General features: G+C 74.7%; 19 protein-coding genes and 2 pseudogenes. 10 read left to right on the top strand and 11 right to left on the bottom strand.

Annotated elements, in window-relative coordinates; translation table 11 throughout:
• Positions 1 to 94 precede the first annotated feature (94 nt).
• From GBN72_RS23260 to GBN72_RS23255, 3 genes and pseudogenes are all read right to left on the bottom strand, one after another.
• Complete coding sequence (locus GBN72_RS23260) at positions 95 to 2218, bottom strand: molybdopterin oxidoreductase family protein (RefSeq protein ID WP_501207496.1); 2124 nt, start codon at positions 2216 to 2218, stop codon at positions 95 to 97.
• Between the two features lie 21 nt (positions 2219 to 2239).
• Positions 2240 to 2341, bottom strand: a pseudogene (locus GBN72_RS36200) (hypothetical protein); the annotation flags it as partial.
• A 140-nt stretch (positions 2342 to 2481) separates the two neighbouring features.
• Positions 2482 to 3093, bottom strand: a complete 612-nt coding sequence (locus tag GBN72_RS23255) for a TetR/AcrR family transcriptional regulator (protein ID WP_151774174.1) — start codon at positions 3091 to 3093, stop codon at positions 2482 to 2484.
• A 105-nt stretch (positions 3094 to 3198) separates the two neighbouring features.
• Between GBN72_RS23255 and GBN72_RS23250 the strand changes: the two genes are divergently transcribed.
• Positions 3199 to 4116, top strand: coding sequence for an alpha/beta fold hydrolase (locus GBN72_RS23250; protein ID WP_151773842.1), 918 nt, complete (start codon positions 3199 to 3201; stop codon positions 4114 to 4116).
• Between the two features lie 490 nt (positions 4117 to 4606).
• On the opposite strand, the gene GBN72_RS23245 is transcribed toward GBN72_RS23250, so the two are convergent.
• Positions 4607 to 5485 (bottom strand): SGNH/GDSL hydrolase family protein, encoded by an 879-nt coding sequence (locus GBN72_RS23245; protein WP_151773841.1) that lies wholly within the window; start codon positions 5483 to 5485, stop codon positions 4607 to 4609.
• Positions 5486 to 5875: 390 nt separating this feature from the next.
• Here GBN72_RS23245 and GBN72_RS23240 point away from each other — a divergent pair, with 390 nt between their 5' ends.
• Positions 5876 to 6349, top strand: coding sequence for a hypothetical protein (locus tag GBN72_RS23240; RefSeq protein WP_164540833.1), 474 nt, complete (start codon positions 5876 to 5878; stop codon positions 6347 to 6349).
• Between the two features lie 12 nt (positions 6350 to 6361).
• Here GBN72_RS23240 and GBN72_RS23235 read toward each other — a convergent pair whose 3' ends face one another.
• Complete coding sequence (locus GBN72_RS23235) at positions 6362 to 6649, bottom strand: hypothetical protein (protein ID WP_151773840.1); 288 nt, start codon at positions 6647 to 6649, stop codon at positions 6362 to 6364.
• Between the two features lie 170 nt (positions 6650 to 6819).
• Between GBN72_RS23235 and GBN72_RS23230 the strand changes: the two genes are divergently transcribed.
• The gene (locus GBN72_RS23230) at positions 6820 to 7242 is read left to right on the top strand and encodes a DUF350 domain-containing protein (protein WP_151773839.1); all 423 of its coding nucleotides are present in this window, start codon (positions 6820 to 6822) and stop codon (positions 7240 to 7242) included.
• A gap of 285 nt (positions 7243 to 7527) precedes the next feature.
• A complete protein-coding gene (locus GBN72_RS23225; protein ID WP_151773838.1) occupies positions 7528 to 9768 on the top strand; it encodes a glycoside hydrolase family 9 protein in 2241 nt (746 codons plus the stop codon).
• Between the two features lie 138 nt (positions 9769 to 9906).
• On the opposite strand, the gene GBN72_RS23220 is transcribed toward GBN72_RS23225, so the two are convergent.
• Complete coding sequence (locus GBN72_RS23220; RefSeq protein WP_151773837.1) at positions 9907 to 11064, bottom strand: LLM class flavin-dependent oxidoreductase; 1158 nt, start codon at positions 11062 to 11064, stop codon at positions 9907 to 9909.
• A 151-nt stretch (positions 11065 to 11215) separates the two neighbouring features.
• The gene (gene ssuE / locus GBN72_RS23215; protein ID WP_151773836.1) at positions 11216 to 11782 is read right to left on the bottom strand and encodes an NADPH-dependent FMN reductase; all 567 of its coding nucleotides are present in this window, start codon (positions 11780 to 11782) and stop codon (positions 11216 to 11218) included.
• A 584-nt stretch (positions 11783 to 12366) separates the two neighbouring features.
• Between ssuE and GBN72_RS23210 the strand changes: the two genes are divergently transcribed.
• Both GBN72_RS23210 and GBN72_RS23205 read left to right on the top strand, forming a co-directional pair.
• Positions 12367 to 13458: a magnesium and cobalt transport protein CorA gene (locus GBN72_RS23210; RefSeq protein WP_151773835.1), complete on the top strand. Its 1092-nt coding sequence runs from the start codon at positions 12367 to 12369 to the stop codon at positions 13456 to 13458.
• A gap of 79 nt (positions 13459 to 13537) precedes the next feature.
• Positions 13538 to 15067 (top strand): flavin-containing monooxygenase, encoded by a 1530-nt coding sequence (locus tag GBN72_RS23205; RefSeq protein ID WP_151773834.1) that lies wholly within the window; start codon positions 13538 to 13540, stop codon positions 15065 to 15067.
• On the opposite strand, the gene GBN72_RS23200 is transcribed toward GBN72_RS23205, so the two are convergent.
• A complete protein-coding gene (locus tag GBN72_RS23200; protein WP_151773833.1) occupies positions 15033 to 15896 on the bottom strand; it encodes an ABC transporter permease in 864 nt (287 codons plus the stop codon). The genes GBN72_RS23205 and GBN72_RS23200 overlap by 35 nt on opposite strands.
• Positions 15893 to 16801, bottom strand: coding sequence for an ABC transporter ATP-binding protein (locus tag GBN72_RS23195; protein ID WP_151773832.1), 909 nt, complete (start codon positions 16799 to 16801; stop codon positions 15893 to 15895). The genes GBN72_RS23200 and GBN72_RS23195 overlap by 4 nt, the downstream gene beginning before the upstream one ends.
• Positions 16802 to 16935: 134 nt before the next feature.
• Here GBN72_RS23195 and GBN72_RS23190 point away from each other — a divergent pair, with 134 nt between their 5' ends.
• Positions 16936 to 18297, top strand: coding sequence for a sensor histidine kinase (locus GBN72_RS23190; protein WP_151773831.1), 1362 nt, complete (start codon positions 16936 to 16938; stop codon positions 18295 to 18297).
• A complete protein-coding gene (locus tag GBN72_RS23185) occupies positions 18294 to 18956 on the top strand; it encodes a response regulator (protein ID WP_151773830.1) in 663 nt (220 codons plus the stop codon). Before GBN72_RS23190 ends, GBN72_RS23185 begins: the two co-directional genes overlap by 4 nt.
• A gap of 150 nt (positions 18957 to 19106) precedes the next feature.
• Here the strand turns inward: GBN72_RS23185 and GBN72_RS35460 are convergent.
• Together GBN72_RS35460 and GBN72_RS23175 are read right to left on the bottom strand one after the other, a co-directional pair.
• Positions 19107 to 19268, bottom strand: a pseudogene (locus GBN72_RS35460) (DUF1360 domain-containing protein); the annotation flags it as partial.
• A gap of 162 nt (positions 19269 to 19430) precedes the next feature.
• Positions 19431 to 20309 (bottom strand): SDR family oxidoreductase, encoded by an 879-nt coding sequence (locus GBN72_RS23175; protein WP_151773829.1) that lies wholly within the window; start codon positions 20307 to 20309, stop codon positions 19431 to 19433.
• 212 nt (positions 20310 to 20521) lie between these two features.
• Here GBN72_RS23175 and GBN72_RS23170 point away from each other — a divergent pair, with 212 nt between their 5' ends.
• The gene (locus tag GBN72_RS23170) at positions 20522 to 21226 is read left to right on the top strand and encodes a DUF2267 domain-containing protein (protein ID WP_151773828.1); all 705 of its coding nucleotides are present in this window, start codon (positions 20522 to 20524) and stop codon (positions 21224 to 21226) included.
• Positions 21227 to 21414: 188 nt separating this feature from the next.
• Entirely contained in the window at positions 21415 to 22968 is a 1554-nt protein-coding gene (locus GBN72_RS23165) for an MFS transporter (protein ID WP_151773827.1), read from the top strand.
• The last annotated feature ends 49 nt before the right edge of the window (positions 22969 to 23017 follow it).

Below are 23017 nucleotides of genomic sequence, written 5' to 3'. Positions count from 1 at the left end.
TCCCGACCGTGGTCGCGTCGCCTCCACCCTGGCACGGGGCGCCGCGGACGGCGCGGCCGGTTGCGCCGAACGCGGCCGGGCGGTGCGGGGCGGCTCAGCCGGCGGGGGTGAGGGTGACCGGGACGCCGTTGAGCACGGCGGTGCCGGAGAGCGGGTCGAGGAGGGTGCCGTCGAGGAGCTGGTTGACGTTGGCCCCGGGGTCGGCGGAGGCGTGCCCGGTGCGGGTTCCGGGCCGGTCGTGGCCCCAGCCGTGCGGCAGGCTGACCACTCCGCGGCGCACGGCCTCGGTGATCTCGGCGGGGGCGGTGACCTCTCCGCCGGCTCCCTTGACGCGGACCGGGTCGCCGTCGGCGATGCCGTGCAGGGCGGCGTCCTCGGGGTGCAGGTGCAGGGTGCAGCGGTTGGAGCCGCCGGTGAGGGCGGGGAGGTTGTGCATCCAGCTGTTGTTGGAGCGCAGGTGCCGGCGTCCGACGAGCAGCATGCCGTCGGGGCGGTCGCGCAGCGCCCGGCGCAGGCGCGGCAGGTCGTCAGCGATGGGATCGGGCAGCAGTTCGATCAGCCCGCTGCGGGTCCGCAGCACCTCGTCGAGCCTCGGCCGCAGCGGGCCGAGGTCGATGCCGTGCGGGTGGTCGAGCAGCTCGCGCAGGGAGAGCCCGCCGGGGCGGGCGCCGAAGCCGTCGCCGTAGGGGCCGAGGCGGAGCATGAGGTCGAGGCGGCGTTCGGGACCGTCCGCGCCGGTGAGCGCGGCGGCGAGTTCTCCGGGGTCGCGGCCGTGCACCGGGGAGTGCGGGTCCTGGACGGCCTGGCCGAGGGTCCGGGAGATCACGGTGGCGTCGACGGTTCCCGGGTCGGCGTCCGGCGCGCCGCTCGCGGCGAGGATCAGCCGGGCGAGGATCTCGGTCTCCGCCATGCGGCCGGGCTCGAGCGGTACGGCGGGGCGGGTGTAGCGGGCCTGGTTGCGCACCGCGAGGGAGTTGAGGGCGAAGTCGTGGTGCGGGCTCTGCGCGGGAGGGGGCGGTGGCAGCACGACGTGGGCGTGGCGGGAGGTCTCGTTGAGGTAGGGGTCGACGCTCACCATGAAGTCGAGTGAGGCGAGCGCGCGGTCCAGGCGGTCACCGTCGGGCGCGGAGAGGACCGGGTTGGCGCCCAGGACGACCAGGGCGCGGATCGGCTCGCCCTCGTCGGTCCCGGTGTCGATCTCCTCGGCGAGCGCGGCCAGGGGCAGTTCGCCCTTGACCTCGGGGTGGCGAGAGACCCGGGAGTGGCGGCGGCCCAGGGTGAAGCCGCGGCCCGGTCCGGCGGGTCGCGGCGCCCGGGCGGTGGCGGCCTGCGGGAAGAGGGCGCCGCCGGGGCGGTCGAGGTTGCCGGTGAGGACGGTGAGCACGTCCACCAGCCAGCTGGCCAGCGTGCCGTGCGGCACGGTGCAGCTGCCGATGCGCCCGTACACGGCGGCGGTCGGCGCGGCGGCCAGTTCGCGGGCGAGGGCGCGCACCACCTCGGGCTCCACGTCGCAGGCGGGGGCGACCGCCTCGGGGGTGAACTCGCGCAGGGCGCCGGGGAGCCGGTCGAGGCCCTCCACGCGCGGGGCGAGGTCGCCGAGGCCGACCAGGTCCTCCTCGAGCAGGACGTGTGCCATCGCGGCGAGCAGCAGGGCGTCGGTGCCGGGGCGGACGGCCACGTGGCGGTCGGCGAGCGCGGCGGTGCGGGTGCGGCGCGGGTCGATCACGGTGAGGGTGCCGCCCCGGCGGCGCAGCGCCTTGAGGCGGCCGGGGAAGTCGGGGGCGGTGCAGAGGCTGCCGTTGGACTCCATCGGGTTGGCGCCGACGATCAGCAGGTGGTCGGTGCGGTCGAGGTCGGGCACCGGGATGGCGTTGGGGTCTCCGTAGAGCAGGCCGCAGGAGACGTGCTTGGGCATCTGGTCGAGGGTGGAGGCGGTGAACAGGTTCCCGGTGCCGAGCGCGCCGATCAGCAGGCGCGGGTGGAGGGCGCCGGCCACGGTGTGCACGTTGGGGTTGCCGAGGACCACGCCGACACCGTCGCCGCCGTGCCGCCCGAGCACCGGCGCCAGACCCTCGGCGACGGCGGCGAACGCCTCCTCCCAGGTGGCCTCGCGCAGTACGCCCCCCGTGCGGACCAGGGGTGCCCGCAGCCGGTCGGGATCGGCGTCGAGCTGTCCGAAGGCGGCGCCCTTGGGACAGACGAAGCCCTGGCTGAACACGTCGTCCCGGTCGCCCCGGGCGCCGGTGACCCGGGTCCCCTCCACGGTGAGCACCAGTCCGCAGGTGGCCTCGCAGAGCGGGCATATCCGCAATGCGGTACGGGAGTTGACGGCCTCGGACATGACGTTCCTCCCGTAGCGACGACGACCCGGCGAGCATACCGACCGGTACGCCTGTCGGGGAGAGGTCCGTCCCGGCCGTTTCCGCCGGAGCGGTGCGCGGCGCGGCGGTCGCGCCGCCCGGAGCGCACGCGGCGGTCGCGCTACCCGGTCCGGCCGGTGAACACGCGGTCCAGGCGGTACCGGACGGCCGCCTCCGCGGAGGCCACGTCCCGCTGACCCGCCAGCACGCTCGTGCCCAGTCCGGCCGACATGGCCAGCAGGCTCACCGCCTCCAGCCGCGCGTCCACCTCCGCGGGGATCCGGCCGTCCGCCTGCCCCCGGGCCAGGAGCCGGGCGACCGCCTCCTCCGCGGCGTCCGGGTCACCGAGGAACGGCTGTTCGGCCAGCGTCTCGTCGGCCATCGCCAGGACCGCGTACGCGGTGTAGACGTGATGGAAGACGCGGCCCTCCTCGTCCGAGGGAAGGGCGGCCAGCAGCAGCGCCTCGACGGTCTCCCGCGGCCCGGGCTCTCCCGGCAGGGCGGCGAGGCGGGCCGCCGTGCGGGCGGTGAACCGTTCGGTGAGCAGCCGCAGCCCGTGCAGCAGCAGCTTCTCCTTGGTGTCGAAGTAGTACTGGACCAGCCGCAGGGAGACGCCGGCCTCGGCCGCCACGTCACGCATCCCGACGGCGTGCAGACCCCGCCGGTGCGCGGCGCGCAGCAGCGCCTCGGTGATCTCGGTGCGCCTCCGGTCGTGATCCACGCGCCTGGGCATCGGCTGCTCCCGCTCCTCGGTCTGCCGGTCGACGTGATGGTACAGCCGTACCATGTTCGTGATACGTTCGTATCACGAAACTCCGCACAACCTCCGGAGGCCGTCGTGCCCGAGAGCACCGTCCGCACCCGCCCCGAGCTGGGTCACTACGTCGACGAGCGTCTGCGGGAGCGCTACTTCGCCGCCTGCGACGCCGCCTTCGCGCTCGGCGCTCCGGTTCTGGAGGAGCTGGACGTCGAGACCTCGTTCGCGACGACCCGCGTCCACCGCCACGGTCCCGCCGACGGGGAGGCGGCTCGGCGGACCCCGGTGGTCCTGCTGCACGGCGCGGGCTCGTGTTCCGCCATGTGGTACACGGTCACCCCGGCGCTGAGCGCGGAGCGCCCGGTGTACGCCGTCGACACCCCGGGGGACGCCGGCCGCAGCGTGCAGCGCGAGCACATCCACCAGCCGGAGCGCTCGGCCCGGTGGCTGGACGAGACCCTGGCCGGTCTGGGGCTGGACCGTGTGCACCTGGTCGGCGCCTCCTACGGCGGCTGGCTGGCCCTGAACCACGCCCGTCTGCGGCCGGGGCGTCTTGCCTCGGTGACCGCGCTCGATCCGGGCGGCCTGGAGAAGGTGGGGGCGCGCTTCTTCGTGTGGATCTTCGCCGGTCTCTTCGCGAGCTTCGCGCCCCGCCGGCTCCGTCCGCGACTGGCGACGTGGCTGGACCAGCCGGTGCTCGTCGTCCCCGAGCTGCGCGCCATGGCGCGGACCGGCGCCCGCGCCTGGCGCAACCGCAGGCCCGCACCGCTGCCGCTCACCGACGGCGAGCTGGCCTCCGTCCGGGTTCCCCTGCACGTGGTGCTCGGCAGGCGCAGTCCGCTGCTGCACTCCCGGGTGCAGGCGGAGCGGGTCCCGCGCCTGGTCCCCGGCGCCCGGACGGTGGTCCTCGACGGCACCGGACACGGTCCCTGGATCGACCGGGCCGAGGAGACCAACGCGCGAATGCTGTCCTTCATGACCGAGGTGGACGGCCGCTGATCCCGCGGCCCCGCCCGCACGGCGGCCCGGCGGGCGGTGCGGTCGCCGGGACGACGGCGTCCGCGCCCCGGGCCCTCGCCGCGGCGCGGGCGGGTTCAGCGGCCCGCGGGCCGGGACGACGACGCGACATGACCGCCACCCGCGCGATCGTCCCCCACCGGCGCGGCACCGCCCGGCGGTCGATGCCCGGGCACCGTCAACCCCGCCCACACGGCCGGCACGCCGCCGCAACCCCGCGAACGGGCCGACGACACGCCGAGGCAACCCCGCGCGCGGGCCGCTGCCCGTCATCCGCAGCGGCGCGGTCGGCGCACCGCCACCGCAGCCGCGCGCGCAAGCCCGACGACACGCCGAGCCAGCCCCACGGGCGCGGGCGGCGGCCGGTCACCCGCAGCGGCCCGCCACCCTCGGCGGCGCGGGCGGCGAACCGGTGCCGCGGCTGTGCGGGCGCGGGGCGCGGAGGGGCGCCGCCGGCCCGCGGGGGCGGGGGTCAGCGGCCGCGGCCCGGCTCCGCCAGGCGGGCCAGCAGCGCGTCGGCCATGGCCTGTTCGCCCTCCGCGTTGGGGTGGTAGGGCGCGGCCGGGGAGGCCGGGACCAGCGGCTCCATCCAGCGCTCGGCCGGCGGCCGGCACGCGTCGTGACCGATGGCCGGGGTGTAGGTGTCGACGTAGCGGGCGCGCGAACTCCCGGCGACCTCGCGCAGCATCGCGTTGAGCCGCTTCGCCGTGGCCCGCATGTACGGCAGGTCACCGGCGGCGGCCGCCACCGCCGGCCAGCAGCCGGGGCCGCTCTCCGGCAGGATCGGCGGGTATCCCAGCACGTACACCCGGGCCCGCGGCGAGCGGGCGTGGACGGCGTCCAGGACCTTCTCGACCAGCGGCGCGGCCCCGGCTATGCGGTCCGCCAGCACGTCGGTGCCGCCGCCGGTGTAATGCGCCGTGCAGGGCGCGCCGCCCGGGTCGGTGGCGCCGAGGCTGCCGCAGGTGGACATGATCTCGCCGAAGCCGATGTCGTTGCCGCCGATCTGCACGGTGACCATCGTCGTGTCCTTGGTCACCGCGGTCAGCTGCGGCGGATTGCCGCGCTGCGACCGCCACATCTCGACGGTGGTCGCGCCACCGCAGCTCACGTCCCGGAACGAGGCGGCGCCGATCGACCGCGCCGTGAGCGACGGGTAGTTGCGGTCGGAGCGCGCGCAGTCGGCGTCGACCTGCCGGGGGACGCCGGGGGCCGAGGTGTACGAGTCCCCCAGCGCGACGTAGCGTTCGGCGGGCGTCGCCGGGCTGGGCGCCGCTCCCCCGCCGACCATCAGCGCCGCCGCGCCCAGCGCGGCCAGCCCGGAGAGTGCTCTTCGGCGGCTCTTCCCCATCGTTCCCCAACCCCTCTGTCCGGTGGCTCCGTTGCCGACCGGCAGACTCGACCGCCTGGCGTTCGGTGTCAATCCCGGGGCCCGGAACCGGCGTCCGGCGGCCGTCGACAGGCGTCCGGCGGACTCCTCGACAGGCGTCCGGGGCCCGTCGACAGGCGTCCGGCCACCGCGGCGGAGGGCGGGGAGCCGCCCCGCGGACCGCGGAAGGCGGCGTGGGGCACCGGGGGGTGAGGTCCTCCGGCGGGGGCGAGCGGGCGGCGGAGCCGGTCCGGTACCGCGCGGTGTCCCCCGGCGATTCCCGGACAGCGGGGTTCCCGCCGGCCGACTCGGCGCTATGGTGCGGGCGTTCGACATCACGTTCCCCTTTCGTTCGTGTAGAGGAATCGCACCATGCGCGTGGGTATCACCGGGCACCGCGGCCTGAGCCACCAGATCGTCTCCCAGGCCCAGGAGGCGCTCACCGGACGACTGCGGCGTCACGACCCGCGAACCCTGACGGTGGTCACCTGCGCCGGCGACGGGCCGGAGAGCGCGCTGGCCAGGCTCGCCCTCGACGCGGGTGCGGCCCTGGAGATCGTCGTCCCCGCCGCCGACTTCCGCGGCACCCTGCCCTCGGAGCACCTGGGCGACTACGACGACCTGCTCAAGCAGGCGCGTGCCGTGCACACGACGGGGATGCCCTCGATGACGCCCCAGGCCCGGCAGGCGGCGGGCGAGATCCTGGTCGGGCTGAGCGACGAACTGCTCGCCGTCTGGGACGGACTCCCCGCCCGCGGCCACGGCGGCACCGCCGACACGGTCGCCTACGCGCTGGGCGTCCGAGTCCCCGTCACCGTCCTGTGGCCCGAGGGCGCGACCCGCTGACGCGCCCTCCGCTCACGCCTGCCCGCGTACCGCCGCCACCGCGGCCAGCGCGGCGCAGGCCGCCAGGGCGAGTGCCCCGAGGACGCAGCCGGCGATCCCGCGAAGGCCGTCCCCGCGGAGCCGCTCCCGGCCCCGGCCCCGGCCGGGGGCGAGCCGGACGACCGGCGCGACCTGCGCCCGGGCGCCGCGCAGCAGCCCGGCCAGCTCCAGGGCGCGCAGGCCCAGCGCCAGCGAGAGCGGCGCGGTCACGAGGACGGCGAGCACGGCCATGAGCCGGATCACCGAGGGGTCGGTCGGCATGGCCGGACCGTACAAGGGGGCGGGTGCACGGCGGCGGACGCCACGGCAAAGACCCGGCGAACATCGGATGACCAGACCGGACCGCACTCTTCCCGGACCCATGGCCGAACATCTGCGCTAGATTTTGCCTCTCCTTGACCGCTGATCATTCACCCCTGGAGCCGACCTCCATGAACGACATCCTCGACGGCCTCGGCCGGGCCACCGCCTACGGCGCCCTGGGCGTGGTCCTGCTGATCCTCGGCATCTTCCTGATCGACGCGCTGACGCCGGGCAAGCTGGGACAGCAGATCTGGCAGCAGCGCAACCGCAACGCCGCCGTGCTGCTCAGCTCGGCCCTCCTGGGCATAGGCGGAATCGTCTTCACGTCGATCTGGACCACCTACGACGACTTCGGCAAGGGCCTGGTGTCGACCGCGGTCTTCGGCCTGCTGGGGCTGGTGATGATGGCCGTGGCCTTCCTGGTGGTGGACCTGGTCACCCCGGGCAAGCTGGGCGCCACCCTGGTGGAGCCCGAGCCGCACCCCGCCGTGTGGGTGACCGCCTCCTGCAACCTGGCGGTGGCCGCGATCGTCTCCGCGTCGATCGCCTGAGTCCGGGCCGCGCCCTCCGCGGCCCGCGCGGGCCGTCGTCGGGGCCGGGCCTGCCCGCGCGCCACCCGCGCGGGCGGGCCCCGGGCCGCCGGCCTCCCCGTTCCCGCCGTTAACTTCCAGGGCCCTCACGACGCGTTTCGGACCGCGGCGAACATCCGTCACGTCCGCCCCATTGACGCTGGGTCAGATCGTGCATGACCATGACCGGCTACCGGCGTTGGGAGCGCTCCCACTCCGGTTGGGCACACCCGTGACCACCCGCACCGCGACCGAGGAGCCCCGGACGTGAAACGACGCAGAACCACCTTGCTCGGTGTGACGGCCCTGTTGGCGGCCGCCCTGGCCCTGCCCGCCGGCCCGGCGGGCGCCGACGAGGTCGAGCTGATCAGGAACGGCACCTTCGACTCCTCCACCGATCCCTGGTGGAGCAGCGCGGGGGTCACCACCGCCCTCGAGGACGGTGAGCTGTGTGCCGCGATACCCGGCGGCACCGCCAACCGCTGGGACGCCATCGTCGGCCACAACGACCTGACCCTCCAGGCGGGCCAGACCTACCGGCTGTCCTTCTCGGCCACCGGCACCCCGGCCGACCACGTGGTACGGGCCGTGGTGGGACTGGCCGTGGATCCGTACGACACCTACTTCGAGGTCAGCCCGCAGCTGAGCGTCTCGGGCAACGCCTACACGTACACCTTCACCGCCCCGGCCGACACGTCGCAGGCCCAGGTCGCCTTCCAGGCCGGCGGCAGCGCCGACGCGTGGCGGATGTGCCTGGACGACATCTCGCTCGTCGGAGGCGTGCCGCCCGAGCAGTACGAGCCGGACACCGGGCCGCGGGTCCGGGTGAACCAGGTCGCCTACCTGCCCAGGGGGCCGAAGAACGCGACGCTGGTCACCGAGGCGGCCGGCGCTCTGCCGTGGGAGCTGCGGAAGGCCGACGGCACCACGGTGGCCCGCGGCAGGACCGTGCCGCGCGGCACCGACACCTCCTCGGGGCAGAACGTCCACTCGGTGGACTTCGGCTCCTACCGCGGCGCCGGCAAGGGCTTCGTACTGGTCGCCGACGGCGAGACCAGCCGCCCCTTCGACATCTCCGCCGAGGCCTACGAGCGGCTCCGGCTGGACTCCCTCAAGTTCTACTACACCCAGCGCAGCGGCCAGGAGATCCGCGACGACCTGCGCCCGGGCTACGGACGCCCGGCGGGCCACGTCGGCGAGGCGCCCAACCAGGGCGACACCGCCGTGCCCTGCCAGCCGGACGTGTGCGACTACTCCCTGGACGTCACCGGCGGCTGGTACGACGCCGGCGACCACGGCAAGTACGTCGTCAACGGCGGCATCTCCACCTGGGAGCTGCTGCGCACCTACGAGCGCTCGCTGTACGCGCCGACCGGCAGCCCGGGCGCCCTGCGCGACGGGACCCTGCGCGTCCCCGAGTCCGGCAACAGGGTGCCGGACGTCCTGGACGAGGCGCGCTGGGAGCTGGATTTCCTGCTGAAGATGCAGGTGCCGGACGGGCAGCCGCTGGCCGGCATGGCGCACCACAAGATCCACGACTCGGAGTGGACCGGGCTGCCGCTGCTGCCGCACCTCGACCCGAAGAAGCGTGAGCTGCACCCGCCGACCACCACGGCCACCCTGAACCTGGCGGCCACCGCGGCGCAGGCGGCCCGCCTCTACAAGCCGTACGACCGGGCGTTCGCGCAGAAGGCCCTGGACTCCGCCCGCACCGCCTGGCGGGCCGCCCTCGCCCACCCGGACGTCCTGCCGGACCCCGACGACGGCATCGGCGGCGGCGCCTACCCGGACACCGACGCCTCCGACGAGTTCTACTGGGCGGCCGCGCAGCTCTACCTGACCACGGGTGACGCCGAGTTCGAGCGGTTCATCCTCAAGTCCCCCGTCCACACGGCGGACATCTGGAACCCGCTCGGTTTCGACTGGCAGCGCACCGCGGCGGCCGGCCGGCTGGACCTGGCCACCGTGCCGAACCGGCTCCCCGGCCTGCGGTCCGTGCGCGCGTCCGTGGTCAAGGGCGCCGAGAAGTACCTGACCACCCTGCGCGAGCACCCCTACGGCATGCCGTACGCCCCGAAGGACAACGTCTACGACTGGGGCTCCAACGCCCAGATCCTCAACAACGCCCATGTGATCGCCACCGCCTACGACCTGACCGGTGACCGGCGGTACCGGGACGGGGCGCTGCAGAGCCTGGACTACATCCTGGGCCGCAACGCGCTGAACATCTCGTACGTGACCGGCTACGGCGACGTCACCTCGGTGAACCAGCACAGCCGGTGGTACGCCCACCAGCTGGAGCCGAGCCTGCCCAACCCGCCGGCGGGCACGCTCTCCGGTGGCCCGAACTCCAGCATCCAGGACCCGGTGGCGCAGAGCCTGCTGCGGGGCTGCACGGGTCAGTTCTGCTACGTGGACGACATCCAGTCGTGGTCCACCAACGAGCTGACGATCAACTGGAACGCGGCCCTCGCCTGGATGGCGTCGTTCGCGGCGGACCAGGGGTAGTCGCCGGACGGCACCACGGTTCCCGGTGCGCCGGGCGGGAGGAGGTCCCCGCCCGGCGCACCGGCGCGTCCGGTGGCGGCCGCCGGGGTGTCGGTCCGGCGGGCCGCCGGGATGTTCGGCGGGCGGGCCGCCGTGGGGTCAGCGGGCGGCCCCCGCGAAGGGGATCTCCAGGGCCGGCCGCCCGGCGGTCACGTCGCCGGCCGGGTGCGTCCACAGTCCGCGGGAGGCGAGACGGGGCAGGACGCCCTCGCCGAACCAGTAGGCCTCCTCCAGGTGCGGGTATCCGGAGAGGACGAACTCCTCGACGCCGAGGGCGTGGTACTCCTCGATCCGGTCGGCGACCTCCTCGTGGCTGCCCACCAGCGCGGTGCCGGCGCCGCCGCGGACCAGGCCGATGCCGGCCCAGAGGTTCGGGTGGATCTCCAGGCCGTCGGTGCCGCCGCCGTGCAGTTCCAGCATGCGGCGCTGCCCTTCCGACTCGCTGCGGGCGAGCCCCTCCTGCACCGCCCGGACCGTCTCCGGGGCGAACCCCTCCAGCAGCCTGCGCGCCTCGGCCCAGGCCAGTTCCGAGGTGTCGCGGGTGATGACGTGCAGCCGGATGCCGAACCGGACCCGGCGGCCCCGCGCCTCGGCGAGCGCGCGGACCCGGGCGATCTTGTCGGCGACCGCGGCGGGCGGTTCGCCCCAGGTGAGGTAGACGTCGACGTGCCGTGCGGCGACCTCCAGGGCGAGCGGCGAGGATCCGCCGAAGTAGACGGGCGGCACCGTCCCGGGCAGCCGGTTCAGCTCGGCCTCCTCCACCCGCAGGTGCTTCCCGGTCCGGGTGACCCGCTCCCCCGCCCAGAGCCCGCGGACGATGTCCAGGAACTCGTCGGTGCGTTCGTAGCGCCCGTCCTTGTCCAGGAAGTCGCCGTAGGCGCGCTGTTCCCGGCTCTCACCGCCGGTCACCACGTTGATCAGCAGCCGTCCGCCGGTGTGCCGCTGATAGGTGGAGGCCATCTGGGCGGCGAGGGTGGGTGAGACCGCGTCGGGCCGGAAGGCGACCAGGAACTTCAGCCGCTCGGTGCGCTGACTCACCATGGCGGTGGTCAGCCAGGCGTCCTCGCACCAGGCGCCGGTGGGGGTGAGCGCGCCGGTGAAGCCGAGGTCCTCGGCCGCGCGGGCGATCTGGGAGAGGTAGCCGACGGTGGGCGGCCGGTCGCCTCCGGCCGCGCCGGGGCGGACACCGTGGCCGCCGCCGACGACATGGCGGCTGTCGCCGCTGGTGGGCAGGAACCAGTGGAAGGTGAGGTTCACCGGAGGGTTCGCCTTTCGGTGGGTGCGGTGGACACGGAACGGGCGGCGGACACGGGGAGGGTGACGTGCGCGCCCGTGACGGGCGCCCCGGTGAAGGCCGCCTCCGGGCCGGGACGCCCCGCGCCCGTGCGGCGGACGGGACGCCCTTCGCTCATGCGGCGACCGCGCGCACGACCGTGCGGCGGGTGCGGTCCTCGAGGGCGGCGGAGAACTGGTCGACCACTCCCTCCAGCGCCCTGGCGGTGTGCTCGGCGACGGTCACCGTGCCGTCCTCGGCCACGGTGATGTCCTTGTCGAGGGTGAACCAGCCCTGCACGATGTGGCCGGCGCCCATGGAGCTCAGCACCGGACGGAGCGCGTAGTCGATGGCGAGCACGTGTGCGGTAGACCCGCCGGTGGCCAGGGGCAGCACCGTCTTGTCCGTCAGCGCGTACTGCGGAAGCAGGTCCAGGAACGACTTCAGCAGACCCGAGTAGGCCGCCTTGTAGACGGGGGTGCCGATCACCACGCCGTCCGCCTCGGCCACCAGGGAGGTGGCGGAGACGATCGCGGGATGCGTGAAGTCGGCGCCCAGCAGAGCCTCGGCGGGCAGGGTGCGGACGTCCAGGGGGACCACCCGGTGGCCCTGGCCGGCGAGCCGGGCGTCGAGGTGGCGCAGCAGGCGCGCGGTGCGGGAGGTCGGGGACGGGCTGCCGGAGAGGGAGAGGATGGTGGCCATGAGGTGTGCCTCCTGGGAGTGGGGCGGTGGTCTTCAGGACGGGTCGGCGAGCACGGCTCCGCCGCGTGGTCCCGCGCACTGCTCGCCGGGCGGGCGCAGCGGCGGCACGGACCGGACGGACCGGCAGGGACCGGACGGGACGGCTCGGACCGGACGTGGGTCGGCAGAGCCCCGGGACGGGGAGAAGAAGGGACCTGTCCTCACCGTGACGCGCGGCAGGGCGGCAGGGCGGCGGGCGGGATCGGGACCCGCGTGCCTCGACCGGGCCGGCGGCGGCCCGGCTACCCTCCGGTGGCCGTGGGGTCACCGCTCGGCGGCGGTGCCGGGGCCCGCCGGAGCGGCGGAGAGGAAGGAGCGACCGGTGGGGAAACCGGTGTCAGGCCACGCGACAGAGCGCTGCGGCGACACGGACCAGGTCGACGCAGCGGCGGCAGGTGAGCATCGGTCGCGGCATGCATCGATGCAAACACGGCGGTTTCACGGACGTCAACGCGTGGCCGCCATGCGAGACGCCGCGCCGGCCGCGTCAGCAGGCACAATGGGCAGCCGTACAGGCCGAGTCGGGCGAAGGAGCGTGCCCCCACATGTCCATGGTCGGCAACCTGCGCAAGGTGGCGCGGCTGGCGCGGCGCAGCCGGCGGGTGGACCTCAACCACCCCGCGCGTTCGCCCCTCGGTTCCACGGTGGTGAACTGCGTCGTCTACCGCGACGGCGTCCGGCAGGACGGTCCCGGCAGCGTCGACGAGGCGGTCCGCCTCGCGCGCAGGCACCGCGACGGCTTCGTCTGGCTGGGCCTGCACGAGCCCACCGCCGAGCAGTTCGCCGACGTCGCCGAGTTGTTCGGGCTCCACCCGCTGGCGGTGGAGGACGCGGTCAACGCCCATCAGCGGCCCAAGGTGGAGCAGTACGGCGACGTCCTGTTCTCGGTGTTCAAGACCGTCACCTTCGTCGAGCACGCCGAACTGACCGCCACCAGCGAGGTCGTGGACACCGGCGAGATCATGGTCTTCACCGGCCCCCGCTTCGTGGTCACCGTCCGCCACGGCAGCCACGGCTCCCTGGGCCCGCTGCGTGAGGAACTCGAGTCGGTCCCGAGGCAGTTGGCCGAGGGCCCCTCGGCGGTGCTGCACGCGGTCGCCGACCATGTCGTCGACGAGTACCTCACGGTGGCGGCGGCCCTCCAGGACGACATGGAGGCCGTCGAGACCCAGGTCTTCTCCCCCGACAACCGCACCGCCGACCCCGGCCGGATCTACCAGCTCAAACGCGAACTCCTGGAGTTCAAGCGGGCGGCCGTTCCGCTCGCGCAGCCGCTGGCCCGGCTGGCGGCCGATCCGGCGGCGCCGGTCACCGAGGAGATACGGGCCTACTTCCGCGACGTGGCCGACCATCTGGCGCGGGTCACCGAGCAGATCACCGCCTTCGACGCCCTGCTGGACTCCGTGCTGCAGGCGCATCTGGCCCAGGTGACGGTCGCTCAGAACGAGGACATGCGGAAGATCACCGCATGGGCGGCGATCATCGCCGTCCCCACCATGGTGTGCGGCGTCTACGGGATGAACTTCGAGCACATGCCCGAGCTGGGCTGGCGGTACGGGTACGCCTATGCCCTCGGCCTGATCGTGGTCGCCTGCTTCTTCATCCACCGGGGTTTCAAGCGCAACGGCTGGTTGTGACGGCGCGCATGGCGCATAGTCGGATGACCCCCGGCCAGCGGGAGTGACGAAGCGGGAGTGACGAAGCGGGAGTGACGCAGTGAGCCCCACCGAGACGCCTGTCGAGCAGTTGGACGTCCTTGTCGTCGGAGCCGGCGTGTCCGGGATCGGCGCCGGACGGTATCTGAAGACCGAGCATCCGGCGAAGTCCTTCGCCGTCCTCGAGGGACGTGGCGCCTCGGGCGGCACCTGGGACCTCTTCCGCTACCCGGGCATCCGCTCCGACTCCGACCTGCACACCTTCGGGTACGAGTTCAAGCCGTGGCGGGACCGGCAGGCCATCGCCGACGCGCCCCGGATCCTGGCGTACCTGCGCGAGACGGTGGAGGAGAACGGGCTCGACGCCCACATCCGGTACCACCACCGTGTCGTCGCCCTCTCCTGGTCGAGCGGGGAGGCCCGCTGGCTGGCCGAGGTGGAGCGCACCGACACCGGCGAGCGGCTGCGGATCGGCGCGCGCTGGGTGTTCTGCGCCGGCGGCTACTACCGCTACGACCAGGGCCACACCCCGCACTTCGAGGGCCGGGAGGACTTCCGCGGCACCGTCGTCCACCCCCAGCAGTGGCCCGAGGACCTGGACCACGCCGGGAAGCAGGTGGTGGTGATCGGCAGCGGGGCCACCGCCGTCACCCTGGTCCCCGCGCTGGCCGGGACGGCGTCGCACGTCACCATGCTCCAGCGCACGCCCACGTACATCATGCCGGTGCCCCGTGAGGACGCGGTGGCCGTCGCCCTGCGCAAGTGGTTCGGCGAGGAACGCGGTTACACCCTGACGCGGCACAAGAACATCCTCCAGCAGCGTGCCCTCTGGTCGTTCGCCCAACGGTTCCCGAAGACCGCGCGGAAGCTGATCCGCTGGGTCAACACCCGTCATCTGCCGGAGGGTTATCCGGTCGACGAGCACTTCAACCCGCCGTACGACCCCTGGGACCAGCGGCTGTGCGCGGTCCCGGACGGCGACCTGTTCGAAGCGATCCGCAGGGGTACGGCCGAGGTGGTCACCGACCGCGTCGCCCGGTTCACCGAGCGGGGAATCCTGCTGGAGTCGGGCCGGGAGCTGGAGGCGGACCTCGTGGTCACCGCCACCGGTCTGACCGTGCAGGCGGTCGGCGGCATCGCTCTCACCGTCGATGGCGAGCCCGTACGGCTCGCGGACACCGTCGCCTACAAGGGCATGATGCTCTCCGGGGTGCCGAACTTCGTGATCGCCATCGGTTACACCAACTCCTCGTGGACGCTGAAGATCGGCCTGCTGTGCGAGCACTTCTGCCGTCTGCTGTCCCACCTGGACGCCCACGGGTACGACGCGGCCTGCCCTGAGGTGAGCGACGCGGACATGCCGACGCGTCCCTTCCTGGACTTCGCCGCCGGCTACATCCGCAGAGCGGTGGACCAGCTCCCGCGCCAGGGCGACCGGATGCCGTGGCTGACGTCGATGAGCTACCACTCCGACGTGAAACTGCTCCGCTCCGACGCCGTGACCGACCCCGAACTGCGGCTCTTCCGCGCCGCCGGGGAGGGTGGCGCAAAGCCGCTCACACGTCCCGCCGGCGAACGGCGAGCACCGTGACCGAGACCGCCGCGGTCGCCCACACCGCGTAGACGGTCCAGGCTCCGGCCTCCGTCCAGGGGTAGGGGGGCGGCGCCGACCCTCCGGGGGCGGTCAGCCGGAGCCAGGCCGCGAGGAGCAGCGCGTGCCGCGCGAGCGCCGTCCAGTACCGGTCCTCGCCGAGCAGCAGCGGCAGCACCATCACCGCGGTCACCGAGGCGAGGACGGTGGCGGCCGTACGGCGGAGCGCGGCGGCCAGGGCGAGTCCGGTCAGCGCGCAGACGGGAGCGAGCAGCGTGGACGCCAGGAGCACCCGCGGGACGCCAGGACCGTCCAGGGCGATGCCCACGCCACGGCCGTCGAGGATCGCCTGGGTGAGGAGGAAGGAGACCACCGTCACCAGCGCGCCCCACGCGGTGGCGAAGCCCGCGACCACCACGGCCTTCGCCCCCGTCACCGCGGACCGGGCCGGGACGGCCGTGAACGTGGTGCGCAGGGCGCCGGTGGCGAACTCGCCGAGGAGCGGCAGCGCTCCGAGGACGCACAGGGCCACCGTCGTCACGACGGCGGCGTTGACGGTGAACGCCTCCTGGAGCGGAAGGCCGGCCCGCACGAACGCGGCCCGGTCCGCGGGTGTCCGCTCCTCCCAGTGCGCGTAGGTGTCGTAGGCGGTACCGGCGTTGAGGCCGGTCACCGCCAGGGCCGCGGCACCGTGGGCGATCCAGGTGGAGCGCAGGGACCGCAGCTTGATCCACTCGGCTGCCACCAGGTCCGCGAAGCGGGGCCGGGGCTCCTCCTGCGGCACGGCGGGCTGTGCGGTCCGGGGCGAGGCGTGCGGTGCGGTGGTCATCGGGCGTCTCCCGTCGGGTACTGGACGGCGTCGGCGGTCAGGCGCATGAACGCCTCCTCCAGCGAGGGCCGTTCCTCCTGGAGCCGGGAGAGCGGGATGCCGTGCCGCTGGGCGATCGCGCCGACGCGTCCCGCGTCCATGCCGGTCGCGACGAGCAGACCGCCCTCCGTCCGCACGCTCGCGCCCTCGGCGGTGAGCAGACTGAGGAGCGCGTCGGCGGCCGGTGTGGCCACGGTGACCCGCTGCCGGCAGCCGCGGGCCGTGAACTCGGCGAGGCTCTCCGCCGCGATCAGTTCGCCACGGCCGACGACGACGAGGTCGTCGGCGGTGTGCTCCATCTCGGACATGAGATGGCTGGAGACCAGGACGGTGCGGCCCTCGGCGGCCAGGCGCCGGAACAGCCCGCGCACCCAGCGCACCCCTTCCGGGTCGAGTCCGTTGAGCGGTTCGTCGAAGACCAGCACCGGCGCCCCGCCCAGCAGTGCGGCGGCGATGCCGAGGCGTTGTTTCATGCCGAGCGAAAAGCCGGCGATCCGGCGGCGGGCGGCGCCGGTCAGTCCGGCGTCCTCCAGCACCTCCTCGACCCGGGTCGGCGGTATCCGGTTGCTGCGGGCGAGGGCGGTCAGGTGGGCCCGGGCGGTCCGTCCGCCGTGCACGTCCTGGGCGTCGAGGAGCGCGCCCACCTGCCGCAGCCCCCGGGGCCGCCCGCCGAAGGGGCGGCCGTCGACGGTGGCCGTGCCGGCCGAGGGCCGGTGGAGGCCGAGGAGGACGCGCAGGGTGGTGCTCTTGCCGGCGCCGTTGGGTCCGAGGAATCCGGTGACCCGTCCTGGGCGGACGGTGAAGGTCAGGTCCTTGACGGCCGTGACGCCGCCGTAGCGTTTGGTCAGGTTCGCGACTTCGATCATGGGACCACGATGGCGTCCGGCGGGGGCGCCGGTCGTCCGGCCCGGGTCGGCATTCCCGCGCGCGTCGTGTCGACCCCGGTCGTACAGCCACCGGCCGATGGCTGGGCGGACGGAGCCGTGCCACCATCGGGGGCATGTCCGCCTCCTCCACGCCCGCGCCGCTCGAACGTGTTCCGCCCGGTGTGTGGCCCGCGCTGACGTGGTGTGCGGCCGCGCTGCATCCCGTCGTGGTGTTCGTCCTGCTGCCGACGGGGCCGGGCCACTCGGCCAGTTACCCCCGTGACGGTCTGTCCGGGCCCGCGGCGCGGGTCCTGATGGTCCTCGCCTTCGCGTCGGTCCTGGCGGGCTGCGCGTTCTTCCGCCGGCGGCCGGTCGCCGCCTACGGCCTGGTTCTCCTCGGGACGGTGGTGCTGGCGGCGGCCTGGCGGCAGAGCGAGATCCCGCCGCTGCAGTTCCTCGGCGTGGACGTCGCGCTGGCCGGGGTGGCGGCCGTGCGGCCGCGCCGGGACTCGCTGTACGCGGCCGGGGCGGCGCTGGGTGTGCTGGGCGGGTTCTGGTCGGTGCGGATGCTCACCGGCGGGGAGTCCGGCACGGCGGGCGAGCCCTTCGTCGCGCTGACGGTGGCCGTCGCCTGGCTGGCCGGCCACGCGGCGCACCAGTCACGGGCCCACGCGGCCGAGTTGCGCGAGAGGTCCGCGGCGGAGGCGGTGACCGCCGAACGGCTGCGGATCGCGCGGGAGATGCACGACACCGTGGCGCACAGTCTCGGCATCATCGCGCTCCAGGCGGGCGCGGCGGCCCGGGTCATGGACACCCGGCCCGAGCTGGCACGGGAGGCGATGGTGGCGGTGGAACGCGCGGGCCGCGAGACCCTGGGCGGGCTGCGCCGGATCCTGGGCGCGCTGCGCGCGGCCGACGACGCGCCGGACGGCGCCGCGGGGCCGGCGGCCTCGGGCGGTGCGTCCTCCCCGGCGTCCTTCCCGTCTGCCTCCTCGGCGTCCTCGGCGTCTGCCTCCCCGGCGTCCTCGGCGTCTGCCTCCTCGACGTCCTCCCCGTCCGCCTCGGCGTCGGGTGACTGGGCCGTCGAGCTGGAGAGGCTCGCCGAGGTCACCACCGCGGCCGGGGTGCGGGTGGAGGTCGACTGGCGGGGCGCCCGCGACGGCCTGCCCCAGGAGGTGGGCGCCGCTGCCTTCCGCATCGTCCAGGAGGCGGTGACCAACGTGCTCCGCCACTCGGGTACGCGCTCCTGCCAGGTCCGCGTCGACCACCGCGAGGACGAGCTCAGGGTGGAGGTGCGTGACCGGGGCCGTGGTGGCGTACCCCGTCCGGGCCCGGGCTTCGGTCTGACCGGCCTGCGGGAGAGAGCCACGCTGCTCGGCGGGGACCTGGACGCCGGACCGTGTCCCGGCGGCGGCTTCCGGGTCGCCGCCCGGGTGCCCCTGGGCACGGGAGCGGCCGGACGCGCCCTGGGCGAGAGGGCGGGGGAACACCGGTGACCGTCCGTGTCCTGCTGGCCGACGACCAGCCGCTGATCCGTGCCGCGCTGCGCATGGTTGCCGCCGGGGCGCCGGACCTCGAGGTGGTCGGAGAGGCGGCGGACGGCGCGGAGGCGGTCCGGCTGGCCGCCGAACTCGCCCCGGACGTCGTGGTGATGGATCTGCGGATGCCCGGCACGGACGGGATCGAGGCCACCCGCCGGATCACCGGCGGGTCCGGTACGTCACGCGTCCTGGTCCTGACCACGTTCGACGACGACGAGTCCGTGTACGGGGCTCTGCGGGCCGGGGCGTCGGGGTTCCTCGTCAAGGACATGGACCTCGACGACATCCTCGCCGCGGTCCGGGTGGTCGCGGCGGGGGACGCGCTGATCGCGCCCACCGTCACCGGCCGGCTGATCAAGGAGTTCGCCGCGCGGCCCGGTGCCCGTGCGCCGAGGCCCCGTGTGGCGCCGGACCGCATCACCGGCCGGGAGACGGAGGTGCTGACGCTGGTCGGCCGGGGGCTGACCAACACGGAGATCGCCGACCGGCTGCACATCAGCGTGGCCACCGCCAAGACCTACCTGACCCGCCTGCTCTCCAAGCTCGACGCCCGTGACCGGGTGCAGCTGGTGATCATCGCTTACGAGACGGGCCTGGTGACGCCGGCGGAGTGACGCGGCCGGACGCGGGGCCCGGCGCGTCACTCGTCGCCGGTGGCCTTGCGGACCAGGGCCGCGTAGCCCAGCTGGAGCGCGTCGGCCCCCGGCCGGCGCGGTCAGGGCCCCCATGGCGGTGCGGGTGGCGCGGGGGGCCAGGAGGAGACCGGCGGTCAGGGTGGAGGTCACCCGGACGCCGGTGCGGAAGGGGCAGGTCATCAGCTCGCCCATGGTTTCCCGGCCGCTCTCCGGGCGGGCCTCCTCGTGGAGTTCGGCGTGGCCTTCCGGGCCGACGTACCGGGTGAACGGGGCGCGCGGCGGGCTGGTCACGGAGGCCTTGTGAGCAGCCGGCTGAGCCGGAAGGCGGTCCGTGCCGTCGTCCACCGTCCCGGCGTCCGCCCGACCGGGCGTCCGCCTCGCCGGTACCTGTGCCCGCCCGCCCCGCCGGCACGCCTGCGGAGCGGGCGGCGCGGGCGGCGCGGGCGGCGCGGGTCACGGCAGCGGGGTGCCGCCGGTGGCGTTGACGATCTCGCCGGTGATGAACGACGCCTGCTCGGAGGCGAGGAAGACGTAGGCGGGCGCCATCTCGGCGGGCTGGGCGGGACGCCCGAGCGGCGACTGCTTGCCGAACTCGCTGGTGTCCGGCATGGTCGCCGGGATCAGCGGGGTCCACACGGGGCCGGGCGCGACCGCGTTGACGCGCACTCCCCGCTCGGCCAGCATCTGCGCCATGCCGTGGGTGAAGTTGACGATGGCCGCCTTGCTCATCGCGTAGTCGAGCAGGTGCGGGCTGGGCTGGTAGCCCTGCACGGAGGTGGTGTTGACGATCGAGCCGCCCGCCGGGATGTGCGGGAGGGCGAACTTCGACAGCCAGAACATGCCGTAGAGGTTGGTGCGCATCACCCGGTCGAACTGCTCGGTGGGGATCGCCTCGATGCCGTCCGGCTGGGACATCTGGTAGGCGGCGTTGTTGACCAGCACGTCGATCCGGCCGAACTCCTCCACCGCACGGTCGATCAGCGCCCGGCAGTTGGCCTCCTCCCGGATGTCGCAGGAGACGGCGACCGCCCGGCGTCCGGCCTCCTCGACCAGGCGGGCGGTCTCCCGGGCGTCCTCCTTCTCCTCCTCGAGGTGGGTGAAGACCACGTCGGCCCCCTCGCGGGCGAAGGCCAGCGCCACGGCCCGGCCGATGCCCGAGTCACCGCCGGTGATCACCGCCTTGCGGCCCTCCAGTTTCCCGCTGCCCCGGTAGGACCCCTCACCGTGGTCGGGCCGCGGGTCCATGGCGGCGGTCCGGCCGGGGTGCGGCTGGTCCTGGGAGGAGAACTCCGGGGTCGGGTGCTTCTCACCCGGGTGCTGGGGCTGGCTCACGTCGGTGACTCTCCCTCTGCGGTGCTCGTGCGTGCGGTGCGTCCGGCCCGGCCGGCCATCGTGTCCGGAGCCGTGCCGGACCCAGCCCGAGGTACCCGCCGAGGGGCTCCCTACACCGCCTCTCCCCGCGCCCGGGCGACGCGCATCCCCCGGGTCACCGCTGGGTACTCGGCCGCCGACCCGCCCCACCGGATCCGCAGCGGGAGACGAACATGATCACCCATCGACGCCTGGTCGAGGACGCCGCCGCGCGCACCCGCCTGCCCTCGCAGTGGGCGGCCCGCGCCGTCAAGGTGACACTGGCGGTCCTCGCGCTCCACCTGGACGTGCCGGCACGGCGGCTGCTGCGGCAGGCAGTGCCGGGCCCCGACCGTGACGCCGTCCATTCCACCGTGCCGCGGTCCACCGGCACGGTGACCGACTTCTACGGCGCGGTCGCGGCCCGCCTGCCCGCCCCGCCGGAACGGGGCCGGCACGTGGCCCGCACGGTGCTGTCGCTGGTCGCCCGCGACGACCCCGGCCTGGCGCTCCGTCTCACCGAGGACCTGCCCCCCGACTTCGCGGAGGCGTTCACCGCGCCCGACGCCCACCCGGAGCGCCTGCCGGGCGAGGACGCCCCGCTCACCGAGGAGGAGGTGCGCGCCGCCCTGGGCCGGCGTCCGCAGTGGAGCGGCGACACGCACCGGCTCACCCGCACCGTCGGACTGCCCCGGGACCGCGTTCCGCCGCTGCTCCATCAGGTGGAGAACGACGCACGGGAACTGCACCGCGGGGTAGGCCACTCGGTGTCGGACGACGGGATCACCTTCACCGTGCGCACCCGGTCGGTGGACGCCGTGACCTCCACCGACCTGGAGCTGGCCGACCGCATCGACGCGGCGGTCGCCGCGGTGGGCTCCGGCGGCCGGCCCGGGTGACGGCCCGCGACCCGCGGCGGGGAGCCGGGCGTGGGGTTCGGCGCCGTGCGGTGATCCGCACGGCGTCGCGGGGAAGGCTGTCCGGGCGGGCGGCGCCGCGCCCCGGGCGGCCGGGCGCCCCGCCGGTCCCCCGGTCCCGCCCCGGCGCCCGCACCCGGCGCCCGCACCACCGGTGAGAGGAGCTTCACGTGACATCGTCGACGTCGGCGTCCGGTGGACGGCCCCCGGCCGGGAGCCCCGGGAACCCCGGGGACACGGCCGGGGACGGGCGGGACCCCAACCGGTGGCGCGCGCTGTGGGTGACACTGGTCGCCGGGTTCATGAGCCTGCTCGACGTGACGATCGTCGCCGTGGCTCTGCCCACCATCCAGCGCGACCTCGGCGCGAGTCCGGCCGAGGTGCAGTGGGTGGTCTCCGGCTACGCCCTCACCTTCGCCCTCGCGCTGGTGACGGCCGGCCGGCTGGGCGACGCGCTCAATCGGCGGCGGATCTTCCTGCTGGCGCTGAGCGCCTTCGTGCTCTGCAGCGCCCTCGCCGGGGCCGCCCCGAGCAGCACCTGGCTGGTGGTGGCGCGACTCGCCCAGGGCCTCGCGGCGGGCTGCATGGCGCCGCAGAACTCGGCGCTGATCCAGCAGATGTTCCGTGGGCCGGAGCGCGGCCGCGCCTTCGGCTTCTTCGGCGCGACCGTCGGCATCTCCAGCGCGGTCGGCCCGATCACCGGCGGTCTGATCCTGGCGCTGGCGTCGGGGGACGAGGGCTGGCGCTGGGTCTTCTACGTCAACGTCCCCATCGGTGTGCTCGCCGTGCTGCTGGGCCGCCGGCTGCTCCCCCGCACCCGGCCCAGCGGCAAGGGCGAGGTCGACGTCCCCGGCGTGCTGCTGCTCGGCGCGGGCGTGCTGGCGCTGATGCTGCCGCTGGTGCAGGCGGAGGCCGGCGGCCTGGGCCGGCTGTGGTGGCTTTTCCTGGTCGGCGCCGTGCTGCTCGGCGTGTTCACCCTCTGGCAGCGCCGGGTCCTGGCCCGCGGGCGGCAGCCGCTGCTGGACCTGCGGCTGTTCACGCAGACCCGCGGCTACGCCGTCGGCGCGGGCGTCGGCACCCTCTATTTCGTCGGCTTCAGCGGCGTCTGGCTGGTCTTCGCCCTCTTCTTCCAGCACGGGCTGGGCTACTCCCCGCTCCGTTCCGGCCTGGCCGTCACCCCGTTCGCCGTCGGTTCGGCGGCCGCGGCCGTGGTGTCGGGGCGGCTGGTGGACCGGCTGGGGCGGCTGCTGACGGTGTGCGGGCTGAGCGGGGTGATCATCGGCATGAGCGCCACCGCGCTGGTGCTGCGCTTCGCGCCGGAGTCCGCGGCGACCTGGCTCGCCGCGCCGGCCCTGTTCGTGGCGGGGGTCGGCAGCGGCTCCGTCATCTCCCCCAACATCACCATGACCCTGCGCGACGTCCCGGTACGGATGGCCGGAGCGGCGGGCGGAGCGCTGCAGACAGGGCAGCGGCTCGGCGCGGCGGTGGGCACGGCCGCGCTGCCGGGCCTCTTCTACCTGATCCTGGCCGGGGACGACGACAACTTCCGCAACGCGCTGGCGATCTCGCTGGGCGCGGCGCTCGTCGGTATGACCGCGGCGTTCTGTCTGGCCGTGGCCGACTGGCGGCGGGACCGGGGCACCCGCGGGGAGCGCCCCGGCGGTGCCGCGAAGGCCGCGGGGGATCCCGTGCGCCCGGGCCGGTCACGGGCCGGGCGCACCTGAGCCGGCCGGACGGGAGCACGGGATCGCCGCACGGCTCCGTCACGGCCGG

The organism is Streptomyces abyssomicinicus, assembly GCF_008974245.1.
Taxonomy (GTDB): Bacteria; Actinomycetota; Actinomycetes; order Streptomycetales; family Streptomycetaceae; genus Streptomyces; species Streptomyces abyssomicinicus.
This window is presented reverse-complemented; position numbering and strand designations above follow the sequence as displayed.